Source organism: Citrobacter sp. 21OH12SH02A-Citro (assembly GCF_027919895.1).
Lineage (GTDB): Bacteria > Pseudomonadota > Gammaproteobacteria > Enterobacterales > Enterobacteriaceae > Citrobacter > Citrobacter braakii.
In genome coordinates this window covers 4,021,991-4,042,265 of record NZ_CP114801.1, presented here as the reverse complement: position 1 = coordinate 4,042,265, position 20,275 = coordinate 4,021,991, and the positions used below count along the sequence as shown (strand labels likewise).

At 52.9% G+C, this 20,275-nt stretch carries 18 protein-coding genes; 12 read left to right on the top strand and 6 right to left on the bottom strand.

Annotated features, from left to right (window positions below; all coding sequences use genetic code 11):
* The first annotated feature begins 29 nt into the window (after window positions 1–29).
* Window positions 30–1,208 carry a sugar efflux transporter gene (locus O6D90_RS19550; RefSeq protein ID WP_016155683.1) on the top strand — a complete coding sequence of 393 codons (1,179 nt, stop codon included), beginning with the start codon at window positions 30–32 and terminating at the stop codon, window positions 1,206–1,208.
* Between the two features lie 49 nt (window positions 1,209–1,257).
* On the opposite strand, the gene leuD is transcribed toward O6D90_RS19550, so the two are convergent.
* The 6 genes from leuD to O6D90_RS19525 form a co-directional block, all read right to left on the bottom strand.
* Window positions 1,258–1,863, bottom strand: a complete 606-nt coding sequence (gene leuD / locus O6D90_RS19545) for a 3-isopropylmalate dehydratase small subunit (protein ID WP_016155684.1) — start codon at window positions 1,861–1,863, stop codon at window positions 1,258–1,260.
* A gap of 10 nt (window positions 1,864–1,873) precedes the next feature.
* Window positions 1,874–3,274 (bottom strand): 3-isopropylmalate dehydratase large subunit, encoded by a 1,401-nt coding sequence (gene leuC / locus O6D90_RS19540; RefSeq protein ID WP_016155685.1) that lies wholly within the window; start codon window positions 3,272–3,274, stop codon window positions 1,874–1,876.
* Between the two features lie 2 nt (window positions 3,275–3,276).
* On the bottom strand, window positions 3,277–4,368 hold the full coding sequence (gene leuB / locus O6D90_RS19535) for a 3-isopropylmalate dehydrogenase (RefSeq protein ID WP_016155686.1): 1,092 nt from the start codon (window positions 4,366–4,368) through the stop codon (window positions 3,277–3,279).
* A complete protein-coding gene (leuA, locus tag O6D90_RS19530; protein ID WP_016151686.1) occupies window positions 4,368–5,939 on the bottom strand; it encodes a 2-isopropylmalate synthase in 1,572 nt (523 codons plus the stop codon). The genes leuB and leuA overlap by 1 nt, the downstream gene beginning before the upstream one ends.
* A gap of 90 nt (window positions 5,940–6,029) precedes the next feature.
* Window positions 6,030–6,116, bottom strand: coding sequence for a leu operon leader peptide (leuL, locus tag O6D90_RS26405; protein WP_049269161.1), 87 nt, complete (start codon window positions 6,114–6,116; stop codon window positions 6,030–6,032).
* Between the two features lie 234 nt (window positions 6,117–6,350).
* Window positions 6,351–7,048 (bottom strand): IS1 family transposase gene (locus O6D90_RS19525; protein ID WP_151884388.1). Its coding sequence is split into 2 segments (ribosomal slippage): window positions 6,351–6,799 and window positions 6,799–7,048, totalling 699 coding nucleotides; the frame shifts between segments, so codons are not numbered across the junction.
* Between the two features lie 498 nt (window positions 7,049–7,546).
* Here O6D90_RS19525 and leuO point away from each other — a divergent pair.
* The 11 genes from leuO to mraY all read left to right on the top strand — a co-directional run bounded on the left by leuO (window position 7,547) and on the right by mraY (window position 20,275).
* Entirely contained in the window at window positions 7,547–8,494 is a 948-nt protein-coding gene (gene leuO / locus O6D90_RS19520) for a transcriptional regulator LeuO (protein WP_016151687.1), read from the top strand.
* A gap of 318 nt (window positions 8,495–8,812) precedes the next feature.
* Window positions 8,813–10,537 (top strand): acetolactate synthase 3 large subunit, encoded by a 1,725-nt coding sequence (gene ilvI, locus O6D90_RS19515; RefSeq protein ID WP_016151688.1) that lies wholly within the window; start codon window positions 8,813–8,815, stop codon window positions 10,535–10,537.
* A 2-nt stretch (window positions 10,538–10,539) separates the two neighbouring features.
* Window positions 10,540–11,031 carry an acetolactate synthase small subunit gene (gene ilvN / locus O6D90_RS19510; protein WP_003829566.1) on the top strand — a complete coding sequence of 164 codons (492 nt, stop codon included), beginning with the start codon at window positions 10,540–10,542 and terminating at the stop codon, window positions 11,029–11,031.
* Between the two features lie 175 nt (window positions 11,032–11,206).
* Window positions 11,207–12,211: a catabolite repressor/activator gene (gene cra / locus O6D90_RS19505; RefSeq protein ID WP_016151689.1), complete on the top strand. Its 1,005-nt coding sequence runs from the start codon at window positions 11,207–11,209 to the stop codon at window positions 12,209–12,211.
* Between the two features lie 613 nt (window positions 12,212–12,824).
* Window positions 12,825–13,283 (top strand): division/cell wall cluster transcriptional repressor MraZ, encoded by a 459-nt coding sequence (mraZ, locus tag O6D90_RS19500; RefSeq protein ID WP_005124560.1) that lies wholly within the window; start codon window positions 12,825–12,827, stop codon window positions 13,281–13,283.
* Window position 13,284: 1 nt separating this feature from the next.
* Window positions 13,285–14,226 (top strand): 16S rRNA (cytosine(1402)-N(4))-methyltransferase RsmH, encoded by a 942-nt coding sequence (gene rsmH, locus O6D90_RS19495; protein ID WP_016155687.1) that lies wholly within the window; start codon window positions 13,285–13,287, stop codon window positions 14,224–14,226.
* On the top strand, window positions 14,223–14,588 hold the full coding sequence (gene ftsL / locus O6D90_RS19490; protein WP_006686695.1) for a cell division protein FtsL: 366 nt from the start codon (window positions 14,223–14,225) through the stop codon (window positions 14,586–14,588). Before rsmH ends, ftsL begins: the two co-directional genes overlap by 4 nt.
* A 15-nt stretch (window positions 14,589–14,603) precedes the next feature.
* The gene (ftsI, locus tag O6D90_RS19485; RefSeq protein WP_016151691.1) at window positions 14,604–16,370 is read left to right on the top strand and encodes a peptidoglycan glycosyltransferase FtsI; all 1,767 of its coding nucleotides are present in this window, start codon (window positions 14,604–14,606) and stop codon (window positions 16,368–16,370) included.
* Complete coding sequence (gene murE / locus O6D90_RS19480) at window positions 16,357–17,844, top strand: UDP-N-acetylmuramoyl-L-alanyl-D-glutamate--2,6-diaminopimelate ligase (protein WP_016151692.1); 1,488 nt, start codon at window positions 16,357–16,359, stop codon at window positions 17,842–17,844. Before ftsI ends, murE begins: the two co-directional genes overlap by 14 nt.
* Window positions 17,841–19,199 (top strand): UDP-N-acetylmuramoyl-tripeptide--D-alanyl-D-alanine ligase, encoded by a 1,359-nt coding sequence (gene murF / locus O6D90_RS19475; RefSeq protein ID WP_016155688.1) that lies wholly within the window; start codon window positions 17,841–17,843, stop codon window positions 19,197–19,199. The genes murE and murF overlap by 4 nt, the downstream gene beginning before the upstream one ends.
* Window positions 19,193–20,275, top strand: coding sequence for a phospho-N-acetylmuramoyl-pentapeptide-transferase (mraY, locus tag O6D90_RS19470; protein WP_016151694.1), 1,083 nt, complete (start codon window positions 19,193–19,195; stop codon window positions 20,273–20,275). The genes murF and mraY overlap by 7 nt, the downstream gene beginning before the upstream one ends.

Here is a 20,275-nt window from a genome sequence, read left to right as displayed (position 1 = left end):
TTGTTTCTGCTGCGCTAAAAGGAACTGTAATGCTCTGGATTATGACCATGGGACGGCGCCTCAACGGCGTTTACGCGGCATTTATGCTGGTCGCTTTTATGATGGGCGTAGCAGGTGCATTGCAGGCACCCACGCTGAGCTTGTTCCTGAGCCGTGAAGTCGGGGCGCAGCCGTTTTGGGTCGGGCTGTTTTATACCGTCAATGCGATTGTCGGGATCGTTGTCAGCCTTGCCCTCGCGAAACGATCCGACAGCCAGGGCGACAGGCGCAAGCTGATCATGTTCTGCTGCCTGATGGCAATCGGAAACGCGCTGCTGTTTGCGTTTAATCGCCACTATCTCACGCTTATCACCTGCGGTGTGCTGCTGGCCTCGCTGGCGAATACCGCCATGCCGCAGCTGTTTGCGCTGGCGCGGGAATACGCTGATAACTCCGCGCGTGAAGTGGTGATGTTTAGCTCGGTGATGCGTGCGCAGCTTTCGCTGGCCTGGGTAATTGGACCGCCGCTGGCCTTCATGCTGGCGCTGAATTACGGCTTTACGGCGATGTTTTCCATTGCCGCAGGGATTTTCGCCATTAGCCTGGTGCTGATTGCGCTGATACTGCCGTCAGTCACACGGGTGGAGCAACCTGTTGACGTACCGCTGGAACAGACCGGCGGTTGGCAGGACAAAAATGTGCGCATGTTGTTTATTGCCTCCACGCTGATGTGGACCTGCAATACCATGTACATCATCGATATGCCGCTGTGGATAAGCCTTGAGCTGGGGTTACCGGACAAGCTGGCCGGTATCCTGATGGGGACGGCGGCTGGGCTGGAAATTCCGGCGATGATCCTGGCGGGCTACTATGTGAAGCGCTTTGGTAAACGGCGAATGATGATCGCGGCCGTCGCGGCGGGCGTACTGTTTTATCTTGGTTTGATCTTCTTTCACAGCCGCACGGCGCTGCTGGTGCTGCAACTATTTAATGCAGTATTTATCGGTATCATCGCCGGGATAGGAATGCTGTGGTTTCAGGATCTTATGCCCGGGCGTGCGGGGTCAGCGACCACATTATTTACCAACAGTATTTCAACGGGGGTCATTCTCGCGGGAGTGATTCAGGGGGCTGTTGCGCAAAGCTACGGTCACTTTGCCGTCTATTGGGTGATTGCGGCGATTTCTGTGGTCACGCTGGTGATGACCGGGCGGGTAAAGGACGTTTGATTTTTGGAGTGCCGGATGGCAGCTTACGCCTTATCCGGCACTACAAGGACTAGCGCATAAACGCTGGCTGCTTGTCTTCGTACTCGGTGATGGCTGCTTCATGCTGCAGCGTCAGCCCGATGCTGTCCAGACCGTTCAGCATGCAGTGGCGGCGGAAGTCGTCGATTTTAAAGCTGTAGGACTTATCGCCCGCTTTCACCACCTGCGCTTGCAGATCCACTTCAAATTTAATGCCCGGATTGGCTTTCACCAGGGCGAACATTTCATCTACCTGCGCGTCGCTCAAGGTCACCGGCAGCAGTTGGTTATTGAAGCTGTTGCCGTAGAAGATGTCAGCGAAGCTTGGCGCGATCACTACTTTAAAGCCGTAATCGGTCAGCGCCCATGGCGCATGTTCACGGGAAGAGCCGCAGCCAAAGTTTTCCCGCGCCAGCAGAATTGACGCGCCTTTATATTCCGGGAAGTTCAGTACGAACTCTGGGTTAGGCTGTTGCCCTTTTTCATCCAGAAAACGCCAGTCGTTAAACAGATGAGCGCCAAAACCGGTGCGCGTAACCTTCTGCAAAAACTGTTTGGGAATAATCGCGTCGGTATCCACGTTGGCGGCATCCAGTGGGACAACCAGGCCGGTATGTTGGGTAAATTTCTCTGCCATGGTAGTTTCCTTATTTGATGCTGCGAATGTCGGCAAAATGACCGGTAACGGCGGCAGCGGCGGCCATGGCCGGGCTGACTAAATGCGTGCGACCACCGCGGCCCTGGCGGCCTTCAAAGTTACGGTTGCTGGTGGATGCACAGCGCTCGCCTGGGTTCAGGCGGTCATTGTTCATGGCCAGACACATGGAACAGCCCGGTAAACGCCATTCAAACCCGGCTTCGATGAAGATCTTGTCCAGACCTTCCGCTTCAGCCTGCGCTTTCACCGGACCAGAACCCGGCACAACCAGCGCCTGTACGCCTGGCGCAACTTTGCGTCCTTTGGCGATTTGGGCCGCAGCGCGTAAATCTTCAATACGCGAATTGGTACAGGAACCGATAAACACTTTATCAATAGCCACTTCTGTTAACGGAATACCCGGTTTCAGCCCCATATATGCCAGCGCTTTTTCAGCCGATGCGCGCTCAACGGGATCGGAAAATGACGCCGGGTCGGGAATATTATCGTTCACCGAGATGACCTGACCCGGGTTCGTACCCCAAGTGACCTGCGGTGCGATCTCTTCTGCCTGCAGGGTAACGACGGTATCAAACGTCGCGTTGTCGTCGGTTTTCAGCGTTTTCCAGTACGCAACCGCGTTGGTAAAATCCTCACCCTTCGGTGCGTGTAAACGCCCCTGCACATAGTTAAAGGTGGTTTCATCCGGTGCGACCAGACCCGCTTTGGCGCCCATTTCAATGGCCATGTTGCACAGGGTCATACGGCCTTCCATGCTCAGCGCACGGATGGCTTCGCCACAAAATTCAACGACGTGCCCGGTACCGCCTGCACTACCGGTTTTACCGATAATCGCCAGCACGATATCTTTGGCGGTAATGCCTGGTGCTGCCGTGCCGTTAACTTCAATCTTCATGGTTTTGGCACGCCCCTGTTTCAGGGTCTGCGTCGCCAGAACGTGTTCAACTTCAGAGGTGCCAATACCAAAGGCCAGCGCGCCAAACGCGCCGTGTGTGGCGGTGTGGGAGTCGCCGCAAACGATGGTCATACCCGGCAACGTCACGCCTTGCTCAGGCCCCATCACGTGAACGATCCCCTGATACGGGTGGTTCAGGTCGTACAGTTCGACGCCAAATTCATTGCAGTTTTTGATTAATTCCTGCATCTGAATGCGGGCCATTTCGCCGGAAGCGTTAATGTCTTTGGTCTGCGTGGAGACGTTATGGTCCATGGTGGCAAAGGTTTTACCCGGCTGGCGCACCTGACGGCCATGCGCACGCAGGCCATCAAACGCCTGCGGAGAGGTCACTTCATGCACCAGATGTCTGTCGATATACAACAGCGGGGTTTCGTTTTGCGCTTCGTAGACGACGTGCGCATCGAACAATTTTTCGTATAACGTTTTGGCCATGATTACACCCCTTCTGCGACGTAACGGGCAATAATGTCACCCATTTCATCGGTACCGACTGCGGCAGCGCCACGGGCTAAGTCACCGGTGCGAATGCCTTCTTCTAATGCGCGGTTGATGGCGCTCTCAATTGCGGTTGCCGCATCATTGGCGTCCAGGCTGTAGCGCAGCAGCAGCGCCAGCGAAAGGATTTGGGCGATAGGGTTAGCAATGTTTTTCCCGGCGATATCCGGAGCGGATCCGCCAGCGGGCTCGTACAGACCAAAGCCCTGCTCATTCAGGCTGGCGGACGGTAACATCCCCATTGATCCGGTGATCATGGCGCATTCGTCAGACAGAATGTCGCCAAACAAGTTGGAGCACAGCAGCACGTCGAACTGGGATGGATCTTTGATCAACTGCATCGTCGCGTTGTCGATGTACATATGCGCCAGCTCAACATCCGGATATTCATTAGCAATTTCATTGACGATTTGGCGCCACAGAATAGACGTTTGCAGTACGTTGGCTTTATCAATCGACGTGACTTTGCGGCGACGCTGGCGAGCAGATTCAAACGCGATACGTGCGATACGCTCGATCTCGAAACGGTGATAAACCTCGGTATCAAAGGCTTTTTCATGTTGTCCGCTGCCTTCGCGGCCTTTTGGCTGACCGAAGTAGATACCGCCGGTCAGTTCGCGCACGCACAGGATGTCGAAACCGTTCGCGGCAATATCTGCGCGCAGAGGGCAAAATGCTTCCAGCCCCTGGTACAGCTTAGCCGGGCGCAGGTTGCTGAATAATTTGAAGTGTTTACGCAACGGCAGCAGCGCGCCGCGTTCAGGCTGCTGGTTTGGCGGCAGATTTTCCCATTTCGGACCGCCAACGGAGCCAAACAGAATGGCGTCAGCTTGCTCACAGCCTTCAACCGTCGCTGGCGGCAGCGGCTGACCATGGTTATCGATAGCGGCCCCCCCCACGTCGTAGTGGCTGGTGGTAATGCGCATGTTAAAACGGTTGCGGATTGCGTCCAGTACCTTCAGGGCTTGCGCCATCACTTCCGGGCCAATACCGTCGCCCGGCAAAACAGCAATATGATAATTCTTCGACATCACACGGTTTCCTTGTTGTTCTCGTTGTTCTGAGCTTTGCGTTGCAATTCTTTTTCGACTTCTTCGGCTCGCCAAATGTTGTTCAGCACATGAACCATCGCTTTCGCGGACGATTCGACGATATCTGTTGCCAGACCGACGCCGTGGAAGCGGCGACCGTTATAATTAGCAACGATATCCACCTGGCCCAGCGCATCTTTACCGTGCCCTTTGGCGGTCAGGCTGTATTTCACCAGTTCGATGTTGTACTCGGTCACACGGTTGATGGCCTGATAAATGGCATCGACCGGACCGTTACCGTTCGCCGCTTCGGCTTTGACTTCTTCACCGCAGGCCAGCTTGACGGAGGCGGTGGCGATGTCATTTGAGCCGGACTGCACGCTGAAGTAATCCAGACGGAAATGCTCCGGCTCTTCCTGCTGTTTATTAATAAAGGCCAGCGCTTCCAGGTCGTAATCAAATACCTGACCTTTTTTATCCGCCAGCTTCAGGAATGCGTCGTACAGGTTGTCCAGGTTGTATTCATTCTCTTTATATCCCATCTCGTCCATACGGTGTTTCACTGCGGCGCGTCCGGAACGGGAAGTCAGGTTCAACTGCACCTGGTTCAGACCGATGGATTCAGGCGTCATGATTTCGTAGTTTTCACGATTTTTCAGTACGCCGTCCTGATGGATGCCAGAGGAGTGGGCAAAGGCGCCGCTACCGACAATGGCTTTGTTGGCCGGAATGGGCATGTTGCAGATTTGGCTGACTAACTGACTGGTACGCCAGATTTCCTGGTGATTAATGCGGGTCTGTACGTTCAGGATATCTTTGCGCACTTTGATCGCCATGATCACTTCTTCCAGTGAGCAGTTACCGGCGCGTTCGCCGATACCGTTCATCGCGCCTTCCACCTGGCGAGCACCGGCGTGGACGGCCGCCAACGCGTTGCCAACGCCCAGACCTAAATCATCATGGGTGTGCACGGAGATGATGGCTTTATCGATATTCGGTACGCGTTCATACAGACCAGAAATGATTGCTCCGAATTCGAAAGGCATGGTGTAGCCAACGGTATCGGGGATATTGATAGTTTTGGCTCCCGCATTAATCGCGGCTTCGACCACGCGGGCCAGATCGGCAATAGGGGTACGGCCAGCATCCTCGCATGAGAACTCCACGTCATCCGTATAATTACGCGCACGCTTCACCATGTAGACTGCTCGCTCGATCACTTCATCCAACGTGCTGCGCAATTTCGTCGCGATATGCATCGGCGAGGTGGCGATGAACGTATGAATGCGGAAAGCCTCAGCGACCTTCAGAGATTCTGCGGCAACGTCGATATCTTTTTCTACGCAGCGGGCTAAGGCGCAAACGCGGCTGTTCTTAACCTGACGAGCGATGGTTTGTACGGACTCAAAGTCACCCGGCGAAGAGACCGGAAAACCGACCTCCATCACGTCAACGCCCATACGCTCGAGGGCCAGCGCAATCTGCAGTTTTTCTTTCACACTCAGGCTCGCCTGTAACGCCTGTTCACCGTCACGTAAGGTGGTATCGAAAATAATGACTTGCTGGCTCATGGTTTAGGTCCTTGGTCTTTAGGGCGCCTTGCTTCGAGCATAAAAAAACCCGCGCAACGGCGCGGGTTTTTTGTCTTAACTGGAGCTGACTTAATGCTGAATGTCGTCCACCAGTCTACCGCGCAATGAGAATGCGTTTAGTAGTAGTAGACCGATAAAACGAGCAATGTAAGTCATCAATCAAGCTCCAGGCGAATGCGATATGCTTTTAGTGGTACTGGATATGAAGACTGATGTCAACCCCATTCCCTGCAAATGCTCCCGTTAAGGGGGAAAGTTTCTGATAAACTTAAGCGAATTGTGCTGAATTTCTCAGGGTATATAAAATTAATCATCTGATCGTTGAACATATTTTTCACGGTTTGACATATTTAAGCATATTTATTTGCATTTATGGGTAATGACTCCAACTTATTGATAGTGTTTTATGTTCAGATAATGCCCGATGACTTTGTCATGCAGCTCCACCGATTTTGAGAACGACAGCGACTTCCGTCCCAGCCTTGCCAGGTGCTGCCTCAGATTCAGGTTATGCCGCTCAATGCGCTGAGTGTAACGCTTGCTGATAACGTGCAGCTTTCCCTTCAGGCGGGATTCATACAGCGGCCAGCCATCCGTCATCCATACCACGACCTCAAAGGCCGACAGCAGGCTCAGAAGACGCTCCAGTGTGGCCAGAGTGCGTTCACCGAATACGTGCGCCACAACCGTCTTCCGGAGCCTGTCATACGCGTAAAACAGCCAGCGCTGGCGCGATTTAGCCCCGACGTATCCCCACTGTTCGTCCATTTCCGCGCAGACGATGACGTCACTGCCCGGCTGTATGCGCGAGGTTACCGACTGCGGCCTGAGTTTTTTAAATGGCGGAAAATCGTGTTGAGGCCAACGCCCATAATGCGGGCGGTTGCCCGGCATCCAACGCCATTCATGGCCATATCAATGATTTTCTGGTGCGTACCGGGTTGAGAAGCGGTGTAAGTGAACTGCAGTTGCCATGTTTTACGGCAGTGAGAGCAGAGATAGCGCTGATGTCCGGCGGTGCTTTTGCCGTTACGCACCACCCCGTCAGTAGCTGAACAGGAGGGACAGCTGATAGAAACAGAAGCCACTGGAGCACCTCAAAAACACCATCATACACTAAATCAGTAAGTTGGCAGCATCACCCATTTATGGTAACGATGAACTGAAGATAACGCCTCGTTTGGGATTTCATATCTTTATGATTTATCAGCTTTTATATTCATTTTGAATGGATGAAACCAATGTGTTACCCAATAATTGATAAATTAATGTTAACTTTTAATGTGTTAATAATAGAAATGTTTAATTAAAACTTAAATACGTATTCACTGTGCGTATGATTGTGTATTCGCCACGCTTATGGTTATATTGTTTTCGAAATTTAAACATATGAATCATCGCGCAGTGACATCTGCCGCACTACGCTTGTGGTGTTCTTTTGTACATTTAGATTTGTGCCTTTATGTTTTCCTAATTTTAATGTTTTTCCTTTTTCTTATTTTATATGCATGGTAAATCATATTAACGGAGATTATTTCTGCACTCCGTCTGGGAAAAGGGAGTTTAGAGTGACAGTGGAGTTAAATATGCCAGAAGTAAAAATAATAGATAAATCTAATCTCATAGAGATGGGGAAGCCACAGCTTCGCATGGTTGATCTTAATTTATTAACTGTTTTTGATGCGGTGATGCAGGAACAAAATATTACGCGTGCTGCACATACGCTGGGGATGTCGCAACCCGCTGTCAGTAATGCGGTCGCACGCCTGAAAGTCATGTTTAACGATGAGCTTTTTGTTCGTTATGGCCGTGGAATCCAGCCGACAGCAAGAGCCTTCCAGCTGTTTGGCTCCGTTCGTCAGGCATTGCAATTAGTGCAGAATGAACTGCCTGGTTCCGGCTTTGAACCTACCAGCAGCGAGCGTGTATTCAATCTTTGCGTATGCAGTCCATTGGATAATATTCTAACTTCGTTGATTTATAATCGAGTTGAACAAGTCGCGCCGAACATTAATGTCGTTTTTAAATCTTCACTAAATCTAAATACCGAGCACCAATTACGTTATCAGGAAACTGAGTTTGTTATTAGCTATGAAGAATTCCGTCGTCCGGAATTTACCAGTGTTCCGTTATTCAATGACGAAATGGTGTTAGTGGCAAGCAAAAAACATCCGCGCATTAGTGGCCCATTGCTGGAAAGCAATCTCTATCATGAACAGCATGCCGTGGTTTCGCTCGATCGCTTCGCCTCATTCAGCCAGCCGTGGTATGACACACCGGATAAACAATCCTGCGTGGCTTATCAGGGAATGGCATTAATCAGCGTGCTTAATATTGTGTCGCAAACGCACCTGGTCTCTATTGCGCCGCGTTGGTTGGCGGAAGAGTTCGCCGATTCTTTAGAACTGCAGATATTGCCTTTACCTTTAAAATTGAACAGCCGCACATGTTATCTTTCCTGGCATGAGGCTGCGGGGCGCGATAAAGGACATCAATGGATGGAAGAACTGTTGGTCTCCGTCTGTAAGAAGTAGCCGCTGGCAGAATAAATCGGGGAATACATCTGGTTTATTCTGCTTTTGTCTTTATATCTAAAATTTTGTGCTGAACTCAACTTTTTACGTATGTCTGAAAGTGTAAAAAAATAGACTAATTGCTGTAAGTCCCCCTTTTTAAGCGATTATTTATCATATCAATTGCTTATGCTGGTTTAATTCTCCATTTATTCAATTCTGACCTCCGTTTTATTCTTATTTACTCCAGTGCCACCCCTTCGGAGTCAATTGCCATGCGTCATCGTCAGCGGTTAATGTGTTGTTAAACCGTAATTCATTATAAGAGTGAGGCAAGCCATGGAGATGTTGTCTGGAGCCGAGATGGTCGTCCGATCGCTTATCGATCAGGGTGTGAAGCAGGTATTCGGTTATCCCGGGGGGGCCGTCCTCGATATTTATGATGCATTGCATACGGTCGGCGGTATTGATCATGTGTTAGTCCGTCATGAGCAAGCCGCGGTACATATGGCTGATGGCCTGGCGCGTGCCACGGGAGAAGTGGGCGTCGTTTTGGTCACTTCCGGACCAGGGGCAACCAATGCGATCACCGGGATTGCAACGGCATATATGGATTCCATTCCGTTGGTGATCCTCTCTGGCCAGGTCGCCACCTCCCTGATTGGCTACGATGCCTTCCAGGAGTGCGACATGGTGGGTATATCCCGCCCGGTGGTAAAACACAGTTTTCTGGTTAAACAAACGGAAGATATCCCGCAGGTGCTGAAAAAAGCCTTCTGGCTGGCGGCAAGCGGTCGTCCGGGGCCGGTGGTGGTGGATTTGCCGAAAGATATTCTGAATCCGGCGAAAAAACTGCCTTATAGCTGGCCGGAGTCGGTGAGTATGCGTTCGTATAACCCGACAACGACCGGGCACAAAGGACAGATAAAACGTGCTTTGCAGACGCTGGTCGCGGCGAAGAAACCGGTTGTCTATGTTGGTGGTGGCGCGGTGAATGCCGCCTGTCACGAACAACTGGGGCAAATTGCCGAAGCACTTAATCTGCCGGTTGTCTCCTCGCTGATGGGGTTAGGCGCGTTTCCGGCCACGCATCGCCAGGCGCTGGGAATGTTGGGCATGCATGGTACTTACGAAGCGAATATGACCATGCATCATTCTGATGTGATCTTTGCCGTCGGCGTTCGTTTTGACGATCGAACGACCAATAATCTGGCAAAATATTGCCCGAATGCGACCGTGCTGCATATTGACATCGATCCGACCTCTATTTCAAAAACCGTCACTGCGGATATTCCGATTGTGGGCGATGCTCGCCTGGTGCTGGATCAGATGCTTGAACTGCTGCCGCAGGAGAAATCGCAGCAGCCGCTGGATGATAACCGTGACTGGTGGCAACAGATCGAACACTGGCGCGCTCGTCAGTGCCTGAAATACGACACGCAAAGTGAAAGTATTAAACCGCAGGCGGTGATTGAAACCATCTGGCGTCTGACGAAAGGGGATGCATACGTGACCTCTGACGTTGGCCAGCATCAAATGTTTGCCGCACTTTACTATCCGTTCGATAAACCACGCCGCTGGATTAACTCAGGCGGCCTCGGCACCATGGGATTCGGTTTACCCGCGGCGTTAGGGGTGAAAATGGCGCTGCCGGATGAAACAGTGGTGTGCGTCACCGGGGATGGCAGCATTCAGATGAACATCCAGGAACTGTCGACGGCGCTGCAATATGAGCTACCGGTACTGGTGCTCAACCTTAACAACCGCTATCTCGGCATGGTCAAACAGTGGCAGGACATGATTTACTCCGGGCGTCACTCCCAGTCTTACATGCAGTCGCTACCTGATTTTGTGCGCCTTGCTGAAGCTTATGGGCATATCGGTATCCAGATTAATCATCCAGGCGAACTGGAGAGCAAGCTGGGCGAAGCGCTGGAACATGTGCGTAACCATCGCCTGGTGTTTGTTGATGTCACCGTCGACGGCAGTGAGCATGTCTACCCGATGCAGATTCGTGGGGGCGGGATGGACGAAATGTGGTTAAGTAAAACGGAGAGGACCTGATTATGCGCCGGATATTATCAGTATTGCTGGAAAACGAGTCGGGTGCATTGTCACGTGTGATTGGCCTCTTCGCCCAGCGCGGATACAACATTGAAAGCCTGACCGTCGCGCCGACTGACGACCCGACCTTATCGCGGATGACGATTCAAACGGTAGGGGATGAGAAAGTCCTGGAGCAGATCGAAAAGCAGCTACACAAACTGGTGGATGTTCTGCGCGTCAGCGAACTGGGGCAGGGCGCCCACGTTGAACGAGAAATCATGCTGGTGAAAATCCAGGCTAGCGGCTATGGCCGGGAAGAGGTGAAACGCAACACGGAGATATTCCGTGGGCAAATCATCGATGTTACGCCGTCGATCTACACCGTACAGCTGGCGGGCACCAGCGATAAGCTGGATGCGTTTCTGGCAACGCTACGGGAAGTCGCCAAAATCGTGGAAGTTGCCCGTTCCGGCGTGGTGGGGCTTTCCCGCGGCGATAAAATTATGCGCTAACGCTTACCTGACCTACGCGAGATGCATTGGCTATCGGTTGCTTTTTTTTGCGAAATCAGCAGTAACCAGAGACAAAAGCGGTTGCCGCAGTCATTATTCTGCGCTTAGATGTTAAGAAGTTTAACCCATGCCATCTCAAAGGTTATGGTTTGTACATTTTACGCAAGGGGCAATTGTGAAACTGGATGAAATCGCTCGGTTGGCCGGCGTTTCGCGAACGACTGCAAGCTACGTTATTAACGGCAAAGCAAAGCAATACCGCGTAAGCGACAAAACGGTTGAAAAAGTCATGGCGGTGGTGCGTGAGCATAATTACCATCCGAATGCCGTGGCGGCCGGGCTGCGTGCTGGACGCACACGTTCTATCGGGCTGGTGATCCCGGATCTCGAGAACACGAGCTATACCCGGATTGCAAACTATCTGGAGCGCCAGGCGCGTCAGCGCGGGTATCAACTACTGATTGCCTGCTCTGAAGATCAGCCGGATAACGAAATGCGCTGTATTGAGCATCTTTTACAACGTCAGGTTGATGCCATTATCGTTTCGACTTCCTTGCCGCCTGAACATCCGTTTTATCAGCGCTGGGCGAACAGTTCATTCCCGATTGTGGCGCTGGATCGCGCGCTGGATCGTGAACATTTCACCAGCGTGGTGGGCGCTGACCAGGATGATGCGCAGATGCTGGCGGAGGAGTTACGTAAATTCCCTGCTGAAACCGTGCTCTATCTGGGGGCTCTTCCTGAATTGTCCGTCAGTTTCCTGCGCGAACAGGGTTTCCGTACCGCGTGGAAGGACGATCCACGTGAAGTGCATTTTCTCTATGCCAACAGCTATGAGCGGGAGGCGGCCGCGCAGTTATTTGATAAATGGCTGGAAACGCATCCAATGCCTCAGGCGCTGTTTACCACGTCGTTTGCCCTGTTGCAGGGGGTGATGGATGTGACCCTGCGCCGCGACGGGCAGTTACCGTCTGATTTAGCGATTGCGACTTTTGGCGACCACGAGCTGCTCGACTTCCTGCAGTGCCCGGTACTGGCGGTGGCGCAGCGCCATCGAGATGTCGCGGAACGCGTGCTGGAGATTGTGTTGGCAAGCCTGGATGAGCCGCGTAAACCCAAACCAGGTTTAACGCGTATACGGCGTAATCTGTACCGTCGCGGTATTCTAAGCCGTAACTAAGTTGCCTCAATTGATGATGTCGGCGGATAAGCCTCTGACATCATCAATTATCCCGTTCTCGGAAATAACCGCATTATAATTAAGAATATTCTTTAGAATTATCTGAAATTGATTCTTCTATTATGCCGAATTAAAAATGCAACTATCCATTTTTGGGTAATTGAGACGTAACGATGCGTTACGGTTGTATTATTTTGTTACAAGCATGTAGGGATTTGCCGAATTAACAAACACTTTACTGGTGTGTTGCGACAATCTCGCCCTTATCTCGCTCCTGTGCGGCGTACAGACTGATTAACTGGTACTGTTATCTCGCTGCATATTGTCCTAAAATGCCGCTCGCGTCGCAAACTGACACTTTATATTTTTCTTTTGATGATATTCAGTTGTTTTAAACAATCATGAGTTGTTGGATTTTTTTCTTACAAATATTCATGACGTTAATTTGCTTCGTTTGCTGTACGGAATTTGTTCAACGCTGATATTAGCCGTAAACAATGGGTTTTTTGCTCCGCTAAGCGCCGTGACTTGCTTGACAAGGTTTTCCTCCGCTCCGTAAACTCCTTTAAGTGGGAATTTGTGGGATAAAGTGGTAATCGGGGGTGAGGCTGGCATGTTCCGGGGAGCAACGTTAGTTAATCTCGACAGTAAAGGGCGCTTATCTGTGCCTACCCGTTATCGGGATCAACTGCTCGAGAGCGCTACCGGTCAAATGGTTTGCACCATTGACATCCATCACCCGTGCCTGCTGCTGTACCCCCTGCCTGAATGGGAAATTATCGAGCAGAAGTTATCGCGTCTGTCGAGCATGAATCCAGTTGAGCGTCGCGTACAGCGCCTGTTGTTGGGTCATGCTAGCGAATGTCAGATGGATAGCGCTGGCCGATTATTGATAGCGCCCATTCTGCGGCAACACGCAGGGCTAACGAAAGAAGTGATGCTGGTTGGGCAGTTCAATAAGTTTGAGCTGTGGGATGAAACGACCTGGTATCAACAGGTCAAGGAAGATATCGACGCTGAGCAGTCTGTTACCGGCGCGCTGTCGGAACGATTGCAGGATTTGTCTCTATAAAATGATGGAAAATTATAAACATACAACGGTGTTGCTGGATGAAGCCGTAAACGGCCTGAATATTCGTCCAGACGGCATCTACATTGACGGGACATTTGGTCGCGGTGGTCACTCACGTCTGATCCTCTCGCAACTTGGCGAAGCGGGGCGTTTACTGGCCATCGATCGCGATCCGCAGGCGATTGCCGTTGCAAAGACGATTACCGATCCCCGTTTTTCCATCGTCCATGGTCCTTTTTCTGCGCTGGCTGATTATGTCGCCGAGCGCGGACTTACCGGTAAGATCGACGGGATTCTTCTCGATCTTGGGGTTTCTTCTCCACAGCTTGATGATGCTGAGCGCGGATTCTCATTTATGCGTGACGGTCCGTTAGATATGCGTATGGACCCTACACGCGGTCAGTCAGCGGCCGAATGGCTGCAAACCGCCGATGAAGCAGATATTGCCTGGGTGATTAAAACCTTTGGCGAAGAGCGCTTCGGCAAACGTATTGCTCGCGCCATCGTAGAGCGCAACCGCATCGAACCGATGACCCGCACTAAAGAGCTGGCGGAAGTGATTGCGGCGGCAATGCCGGTGAAAGACAAATTCAAACATCCCGCGACCCGTACCTTCCAGGCGGTGCGCATTTGGGTGAACAGTGAACTGGAGGAGATAGAGCAGGCGCTAAAAAGCTCGCTCAGCGTGCTGGCACCAGGTGGTCGCCTTTCGGTAATCAGTTTCCATTCGCTTGAAGATCGCATTGTGAAACGCTTTATGCGCGAACAAAGCCGTGGTCCTCAGGTTCCGGCTGGAATACCGATGACCGAAGCGCAGATCAAAAAGCTGGGCGGCCGTGAGTTAAGAGCACTAGGCAAGATGATGCCGGGTGAAGAAGAGGTAGCTGAAAATCCTCGTGCCCGTAGTTCAGTTCTGCGTATTGCAGAGAGGACGAACGCATGATCAGCAGAGTGACAGAAGCCCTCAGCAAAGTTAAAGGATCGATAGGAAGCAACGAGCGCCATGCCTTGCCTGGCGTGATCGGTGACGATCTTTTGCGGTATGGGAAGCTGCCACTCTGCCTGTTCATTTGCATTATTTTGACGGCGGTTACCGTCGTGACAACAGCACACCATACGCGGTTACTGACCGCGCAGCGTGAGCAGCTGGTTCTGGAGCGAGATGCGTTGGATATCGAATGGCGCAACTTGATCCTTGAGGAGAACGCGCTCGGCGACCATAGCCGTGTTGAACGGATCGCAACGGAAAAGCTGCAAATGCAGCATGTTGATCCCTCACAAGAAAATATCGTAGTACAAAAATAAGGATAAACGCGACGCATGAAAGCAGCGGCAAAAACGCACAAGCCAAAACGCCAGGAAGAACAAGCCAACTTTATCAGTTGGCGTTTTGCGTTACTGTGCGGCTGTATTTTGCTGGCACTGGGTTTTCTGCTGGGGCGCGTTGCCTGGCTGCAAATCATCGCGCCGGACATGCTGGTGCGTCAGGGCGATATGCGCTCTCTGCGCGTACAGGAAGTGTCCACATCGCGCGGGATGATTACCGACCGTTCAGGTCGTCCGCTGGCGGTGAGCGTTCCGGTTAAGGCGATTTGGGCCGACCCAAAAGAGGTGCATGACGCAGGCGGCGTAAGCGTTGGTGAACGCTGGAGAGCGCTGTCGACCGCGCTGAATCTCCCGCTCGATCAACTGGCTTCCCGCATTAACGCCAACCCGAAAGGGCGCTTTATCTATCTGGCGCGTCAGGTAAACCCTGACATGGCTGACTACATCAAAAAACTGAAGCTGCCAGGCATTCACCTGCGCGAAGAATCCCGCCGTTACTATCCTTCCGGAGAAGTGACCGCTCACCTTATCGGCTTTACTAACGTCGACAGCCAGGGGATTGAAGGCGTTGAGAAAAGCTTCGACAAATGGCTCACCGGACAACCGGGCGAACGTATTGTACGTAAAGACCGTTATGGCCGCGTCATTGAGGATATTTCCTCTACCGACAGCCAGGCGGCGCATAACCTTGCGCTAAGTATCGATGAGCGTTTACAGGCGCTGGTCTACCGCGAACTGAATAACGCCGTGGCGTTTAACAAGGCGGAGTCAGGCAGTGCGGTACTGGTGGATGTGAACACCGGTGAAGTGCTGGCGATGGCCAACAGCCCGTCCTACAACCCGAACAATCTCACCGGTACGCCGAAGGATGCGATGCGTAACCGTACGATTACCGACGTGTTTGAACCGGGGTCCACCGTCAAACCGATGGTGGTGATGACGGCGCTGCAGCGTGGCGTGGTTCGCGAAAATACCGTACTTAACACTATCCCTTACCGAATTAATGGCCACGAAATTAAAGACGTGGCGCGTTATAGCGAATTGACCCTCACCGGGGTTTTGCAGAAGTCGAGTAACGTCGGTGTTTCCAAGCTGGCGTTAGCGATGCCGTCCTCAGCGTTAGTAGACACTTACTCACGTTTTGGGCTGGGAAAAGCGACCAATTTGGGGTTGGTCGGAGAACGCAGTGGCTTATATCCTCAAAAACAACGGTGGTCTGACATAGAGAGGGCCACCTTCTCTTTCGGCTACGGGCTAATGGTAACGCCGTTACAGTTAGCGCGAGTCTATGCAACGATCGGCAGCTATGGCGTTTATCGGCCACTGTCGATCACCAAAGTTGACCCTCCTGTTCCGGGCGAGCGTATCTTCCCGGAATCAACCGTGCGTACCGTAGTGCACATGATGGAAAGCGTGGCGCTGCCCGGCGGCGGCGGCGTGAAGGCGGCGATTAAAGGCTATCGTATCGCCATTAAAACCGGTACGGCGAAGAAAGTAGGGCCGGATGGCCGCTACATCAACAAATACATTGCTTATACCGCAGGCGTTGCGCCTGCGAGTCAGCCGCGCTTCGCGCTGGTTGTTGTTATCAACGATCCGCAGGCGGGTAAATACTACGGTGGCGCCGTTTCCGCGCCGGTCTTTGGTGCCATCATGGGCGGCGTACTGCGCACCATGAACATCGAACCGGATGCGCTGACAACGGGCGATAAAAATGAATTTGTGAATAATCAAGGCGAGGCAACAGGTGGCAGATCGTAATTTGCGCGACCTTCTTGCTCCATGGGTGCCGGGTGCACCGGAGCGAGCACTGCGGGAGATGACGCTCGACAGCCGTATGGCTGCATCGGGCGATCTCTTTGTCGCAGTATTGGGTCATCAGGCGGACGGGCGTCGGTATATCCCGCAGGCGATAGCGCAAGGTGTGGCTGCCATTATTGCAGAAGCAAAAGATGAAGCTACTGACGGTGAAATCCGTGAAATGCACGGCGTTCCAGTTATCTATCTCAGTCAGCTTAACGAACGTTTATCTGCACTGGCGGGCCGCTTTTACCACGAGCCTTCTGAAAAAATGCGACTGGTCGGCGTGACCGGGACCAACGGTAAAACCACCACCACCCAATTGCTGGCACAGTGGAGCCAACTGCTTGGCGAAACCAGCGCGGTGATGGGAACAGTCGGCAATGGCCTGCTGGGCAAAGTGATCCCGACGGAAAATACCACCGGTTCAGCCGTTGATGTCCAGCATGTGCTGGCGGGGCTGGTTGCACAAGGCGCAACGGTTGGCGCAATGGAAGTGTCTTCACACGGTCTGGTTCAGCATCGCGTGGCGGCGCTGAAGTTTGCCGCATCAGTATTTACTAACTTAAGCCGCGACCATCTTGATTACCACGGCGACATGGAACATTACGAAGCCGCGAAATGGCTGCTGTATTCCACGCACCATTGCGGCCAGGCCATCGTTAATGCGGATGATGAAGTCGGTCGTCGCTGGTTGGCCAAACTTCCGGATGCGGTTGCCGTATCGATGGAAGACCACATCAACCCGAACTGTCACGGTCGTTGGTTAAAGGCGATTGACGTGAATTATCACGACAGCGGGGCAACAATTCGTTTTACCTCCTCATGGGGTGACGGCGAAATTGAAAGTCGCCTGATGGGCGCGTTTAACGTCAGCAATCTGCTGTTGGCGCTGGCAACGCTGCTGGCGTTGGGATATCCGTTAGCTGATTTACTGAAAACGGCAACACAATTACAGCCAGTTTGTGGGCGCATGGAAGTGTTCAGCGCGCCGGGTAAAACCACCGTTGTGGTTGATTATGCCCATACGCCAGATGCGCTGGAAAAAGCGCTGCAGGCGGCACGTCTGCACTGTACTGGCAAACTGTGGTGCGTCTTTGGCTGCGGCGGCGATCGCGACAAAGGCAAACGTCCGTTGATGGGCGCGATTGCCGAGCAGTTTGCTGATGTTGTCGTGGTGACCGATGACAACCCGCGTACCGAAGAGCCGCGCGCCATTATTAACGACATTCTGGCGGGTATGCTGGATGCCGGACAGGCGAAAGTGATGGAAGGTCGCGCAGAGGCTGTGACAAACGCCATTATGCAGGCGAAAGAAAACGATGTGGTGCTGGTGGCCGGGAAAGGTCACGAAGACTACCAGATCGTTGGCTCGCAGCGCCTCGACTATTCTGACCGCGTCACGGCAGCGCGTCTGCTGGGAGTAATCGCATGATTAGCGTAACGCTCAGCCAACTGGCGGAGATCCTCCGTGGCGAACTGAAAGGAGCCGATCTGACTCTTGATGCGGTGACAACCGATACGCGTAAAGTTACGCCGGGCTGCCTGTTTGTCGCGCTGAAAGGCGAACGCTTTGATGCCCACGATTTCGCAGACAAGGCGCAAGAGAGCGGGGTGGGTGCGCTGCTGGTCAGCCGTCCGTTGGACACCAACCTGCCGCAGCTGATTGTTAAAGATACACGTCTGGCGTTTGGTGAACTGGCGGCATGGGTACGCGCCCAGGTTCCGGCGCGCGTTGTCGCGCTGACCGGCTCTTCCGGTAAAACGTCCGTCAAAGAGATGACCGCATCCATTCTGAGTCAGTGTGGCAACACCTTATATACCGCGGGCAACCTGAATAACGACATCGGCGTACCGATGACGCTGTTGCGCTTAAACAACGATTACGACTATGCCGTGATTGAGCTTGGCGCTAATCATCAGGGCGAAATCGCCTGGACCGTTGGCCTGACGCGTCCGGAAGCGGCGCTGGTGAATAACCTGGCGGCCGCGCATCTGGAAGGCTTTGGTTCACTGGCGGGCGTTGCGAAGGCAAAAGGTGAGATTTTTACCGGCCTGCCAGCGAACGGAATCGCCATTATGAATGCCGACAATAACGACTGGCTGAACTGGCAGAGCATTATCGGCGATCGCAAAGTCTGGCGCTTCTCCCCGAATGCGGCCAACAGCGACTTTTCGGCGGCCAATGTTCATGTGACTTCACACGGCACAGAGTTTTCTCTGCAAACGCCAACCGGAAGCATTGATGTTCTGCTGCCGCTGCCGGGTCGTCACAACATTGCTAACGCCCTGGCGGCGGCTGCGCTCTCTATGGCGGTAGGCGCGACGCACGAAGCGATTAAAGCGGGTCTGAAGGAGCTGCAAGCGGTACCGGGGCGTCTGTTCCCGATTCAACTGGCAGAAAATCAGCTACTGCTGGATGACTCCTATAACGCAAATGTCGGGTCAATGACCGCAGCGGTAAACGTGCTGTCCGAAATGCCGGGCTACCGCGTGCTGGTCGTTGGCGATATGGCAGAGCTTGGCGCGGAAAGCGAAGCATGCCACGTGCAGGTGGGTGACGCTGCGAAGGCTGCAGGTATCGACCGTGTGCTGAGTACAGGGAAACTGAGTCAGGCAATTAGCCATGCCAGCGGTGTGGGTGAGCATTTTGCGGATAAAACCGCGTTGACCGCGCATCTTAAGGCGCTGATTGCAGAACATCAGATTATGACGATTTTAGTGAAGGGTTCACGTAGTGCCGCCATGGAAGAGGTAGTACGCGCATTACAGGAGAATGGGACATGTTAGTTTGGCTGGCCGAACATTTGGTCAAATATTATTCCGGCTTTAACGTCTTTTCCTATCTGACGTTTCGCGCCATCGTCAGCCTGCTGACCGCGCTGTTCATCTCTTTGTGGATGGGCCCGCGCATGATCGCCCGCTTGCAAAAAATGTCCTTTGGACAGGTCGTGCGTAACGACGGTCCGGAATCACACTTCAGTAAACGCGGTACGCCGACCATGGGCGGGATTATGATCCTTACCGCGATTGTTATCTCCGTACTGCTGTGGGCATACCCGTCGAACCCGTACGTATGGTGCGTGCTGGTGGTATTGGTCGGTTACGGCATTATCGGTTTTGTCGATGACTACCGCAAAGTGGTACGCAAAGACACCAAGGGCCTGATCGCGCGCTGGAAATACTTCTGGATGTCGGTGATTGCGCTGGGCGTGGCCTTTGCCCTGTATCTGGCTGGTAAAGATACCCCGGCCACTGAGCTGGTGGTGCCGTTCTTTAAAGACGTGATGCCGCAGTTGGGGCTGTTCTACGTGCTGCTGGCGTACTTCGTGATTGTGGGTACTGGCAACGCGGTCAACCTCACCGATGGTCTGGATGGTCTGGCGATTATGCCGACCGTCTTTGTGGCCGCAGGTTTTGCGTTGGTAGCGTGGGCAACCGGTAACATGAACTTCGCCAACTATCTGCATATTCCCTATTTACGTCATGCCGGCGAATTGGTGATCGTTTGTACGGCAATTGTCGGTGCGGGGTTAGGCTTCTTGTGGTTTAACACCTATCCGGCGCAGGTCTTTATGGGCGACGTCGGATCGCTGGCGCTGGGCGGCGCGCTGGGCATTATTGCCGTGCTGCTGCGTCAGGAGTTCCTGCTGGTGATCATGGGCGGTGTATTCGTCGTAGAAACACTGTCGGTCATTTTGCAGGTTGGCTCCTTTAAGCTGCGCGGACAGCGCATCTTCCGTATGGCGCCGATCCACCATCACTATGAACTGAAAGGCTGGCCGGAACCGCGCGTAATTGTGCGCTTCTGGATTATTTCGCTGATGCTGGTGCTGATTGGCCTGGCAACGCTGAAGGTACGTTAA